General features: G+C 57.0%; 4 protein-coding genes. All 4 read right to left on the bottom strand.

Going from position 1 to position 3,231, the window contains the following annotated elements:
- Positions 1-111 precede the first annotated feature (111 nt).
- Positions 112-348, bottom strand: coding sequence for a hypothetical protein (locus E1297_RS03345; RefSeq protein ID WP_155133853.1), 237 nt, complete (start codon positions 346-348; stop codon positions 112-114).
- 100 nt (positions 349-448) lie between these two features.
- A complete protein-coding gene (locus E1297_RS03340; RefSeq protein WP_155133851.1) occupies positions 449-1,504 on the bottom strand; it encodes an NgoMIV family type II restriction endonuclease in 1,056 nt (351 codons plus the stop codon).
- Positions 1,505-1,654: 150 nt separating this feature from the next.
- Complete coding sequence (locus tag E1297_RS03335; protein WP_155133849.1) at positions 1,655-2,371, bottom strand: hypothetical protein; 717 nt, start codon at positions 2,369-2,371, stop codon at positions 1,655-1,657.
- Between the two features lie 136 nt (positions 2,372-2,507).
- A complete protein-coding gene (locus E1297_RS03330) occupies positions 2,508-2,894 on the bottom strand; it encodes an HAD hydrolase family protein (protein ID WP_155133847.1) in 387 nt (128 codons plus the stop codon).
- Positions 2,895-3,231: the final 337 nt, after the last annotated feature.

Genomic DNA, 3,231 nt, shown 5'->3' with positions numbered 1-3,231 from the left:
AGCCTGACGGCTTGCGCTTCGCTAAAATCCTCGTCCTTCAGGGGGCGTTAATTCGTGGATGACGATTACGCGACTGCTCTCTGCCCTTCGGGGTAGGGGTGGTCACGGAACTTACATTCCCATGCCAGGTTTCGGCGTGATCTCAATAACCTCTCCGTCGAAGATGTCGAAAGAGCGCGTTTCCGGATCCCATCCGTTCTCTTTGATATCAGCGGCGAGTTCCGGCGAGACCGTGGCGACTTTTAGGCGTCCGGCATCCGGAGATTTCCGTCCGAGTTTCAGGGCGGTGTCCGGGTCCGTGGAGATGCTGTGGATGGAGTTCCAGTCGAAGGCGGCGTAGTGCTGCATATTTTTTTATCCTTATTCTTGAATGCGGAGAATATAGGTCACGAATCCTTAAAATGTCAAGAATGCTGACGTAGTCGCCCGGGATTGAATTCAGGAACCGTTATACGGCGAGATCGAAGGGAAGGTCCGAGATGTCCTTCAGGCGTTTCGTCGCGATCAGATTCTCGAGCTTATCCAACTTGTCGTCTCCGGCCGGATGAACGCTCCTGGTCACCTCGAGGAGTTCGGGGAGAGCGACGTGATAGGTGCAGTCCACCTCGCTTCCGATGGCGATAGAACTGATGATGCTAGCATTCGTCTCCGCCGTCACGGCGACGAAGCGGCATTTTGGACCTCGCCTCTCCCTCTCGAGATAGCTGACCTCGCTGCGGCTGTTCTGCGCCCGGTCGGACCGGAGCGTCCATTTCGCGGAGCAGATGGCGAAGAGCACGGGGTGCGGGTCGAAGGAGGTGAAGAGATGGTTGTCCGGGCCGATGCCGGAAGGGTTGGCAGGCATCTTCTTCGGCTTCCGCGCGATGGTGACATCCGGGGAGGTCTGGTAGCTGTTCGGCAGACCGTGTGGGCATTCGTCCAGGATCCTTCGCGCCTCGTCCGCGAGATCCCCGGCCCTCGAGTCCTTCGAAAGCCTTGATATCAGGTCCAGTTCTTTGGAATGCCATGCGAGGTGTACGTACTGGGAGAACTCCTCCAGCCGATTGTTCTGCTTAGAGCGAATGAGGTAATCGCCCGGACGATAGACGGGGGCGACGAGTTCGAGGAAGGATTCCTCTAGGAAAAGCCTGATAGCCTTCTCGAACTCGGATCCCTTGGTGTTCCGGCTGGGCGGATTTCTCGCGCCAAGGCTCCTGCACTGGTTGCGGTAGGATTTCGGGAGCTTCGCGTGTATTTCCTTCCAATGTCGGAGGTTCATAATCTCGCCCAGCGCATTCGAGATCTCCTTTCCGGTGTCTCCGTTCGACGCCTTGAGGCTCTCACCCTCTCCCGTGAAGAACCAGATGGGGCATATCATGTCGTCACCCCATTTTCTTAGCCGCCCGCAGCCGTCGCGGGTGCGTCGCTTGATCCTGTTGCCGACCCATGCGCCCGTCAGGGTGTCATGGAATCTCCGGCGGCAGTCCAGAACGCCTTGCAGAAGATGTTCCTCGTTTGTGCTCATAGACCAATGGTGAGCCCCGGGCGCACCGGCGCAAGTGCTTGTTTCAGAAGCGCGGCAAATCCCTTACTTCAGGAAGGGGTCAAGAGCACACCTCGCGGAGTGAGATTTAACGTCTTCCCCGCCATGAAGGGCGGGGAAGACTTTGACGGATTAGCGGGGTGACGGCACCGGCGGCTGTTCATAGTCGTCGAGAAACCTTGGTTCGATGCTGGTCTTGACGAGCAACAGTCTTGCTTTCGTCAGGTCTTCTGTCGTGTCTGCGGGCCAGGTGTCCGGGAGAGGCGTGTCGGACAGGATCGAGCAGTGATTGCCCTGAACCGGGATGCAGTAGCCCATACTGGTGTTCGCCGGCATCTCCTCGGTCGGGATCATGGTAACGAAATGGACGAAATCGTTCTCCTTGTCGGTGGTTTCCCATGCATCGATGTGCGCGCCTAAATCCCTTCGGCTCAGGATCCTTTTCGGTATTTTTTCGGGGCTGCGGGTTCCGACGACTCGACCCGCGATCATTTCCGGCGTCGAGATCGGAAGGATGATTTCGGTCGTCATGACGGGGTCCCCTCCCCGCGCATCGAAGTCGTACGTCTTTCGGAATGCGACCATGTGGAGTTCCTCAGGATCGAAATTACCGAGCATAGGGCGTTCCCGGCTGGAGTTGTACCAACCGGGATCCGGGTTCATTAAGGTCTCAACGACATCGGCGAATCTCTCGGTCTCGTAACGAAAGATGTAGCCGGGCTCGATGTTGTCGAGCGTCAGCTCGCACGTCTCTGCGTTGCAGCAGTCCTCGTCGTGATTTGACCTGGCATCCAGGTTCAGAATCCTGCCGCTCGGCATATGGCGGAGGCCGTAGGTCGTATTCTGCATGTCGTTTCCTCGTTGTGTCCTGGTTCGACGGTAGCGGAGCGGGTCGCAAAAGTCCTTCCGCCGTTTCGGCGTGCGAGCGTGGCACCAGAAATAAAAGAGGCGGCCGGACATTTCGTCGGGATGGAGTGGGAGGCCTTCAAGTCATCATTTTGTCCATTTGGGACATGACCACCTCGTAGCGAGCGGTGTATTTCTTTCCCCGTGGGTCCTTGATGATGAAAGGGTTCTTGCGCGCGCGGGTACTGTAGCCGACCACCTTATGGGTCACGCCGCCGAGGACGACGGTCCTGTTTTCCGTGTCGGGATGGTAACGGCGCAGGTTCTTCACCTCGTCGGTAATCACCTCTCCGTTAGCAGCGATCTGATTGATTTCGAGCTTCAGGTGGCCAGATGTCTGATCGACCTCGTAGCTTCCGTTGCCCGTCACCATGTGAACATTATGCTTCTCGGCGATCGTCTTCAGAGCGTCGTTGATCTCGGTGTGGATGGATTTGAGGAACTGGGGGTTGATCTTGGTGGTCACGCTTGCTTCTCCTTCTTCGCGTCAGACGGGCAGTTTGGTCGAGGGAGAAAATACGCCTAAAAGCCATTTTGTCAACAATTAAGGCATGAGCGAATCCTTTGTTCGATCATATGGTTTCGGGGTCGTTAATCATGAACAGGACTCCTTAGGCCTTATGGGCGTCAGGGCTGTCCGTCTCAGGCCTATGGCGGTAGTGCTAAGACCAATCGCTTTCGAGGGGTTGGTCGCAGCCGTTGAAGCAGTAATCCCTGTCCTTCAGGGCGGGGAGTAGTCGCAAGACACCGCCAAACCGAAAAAAACAAGCGGATGCCGGGAGGCGGCTTGTGCGGGCTGCCAT

Source organism: Roseibium sp. RKSG952, assembly GCF_009711355.1.
Note: the sequence above shows the minus strand (reverse complement) of the source record. Positions and strands in the feature narration are given on the sequence as shown.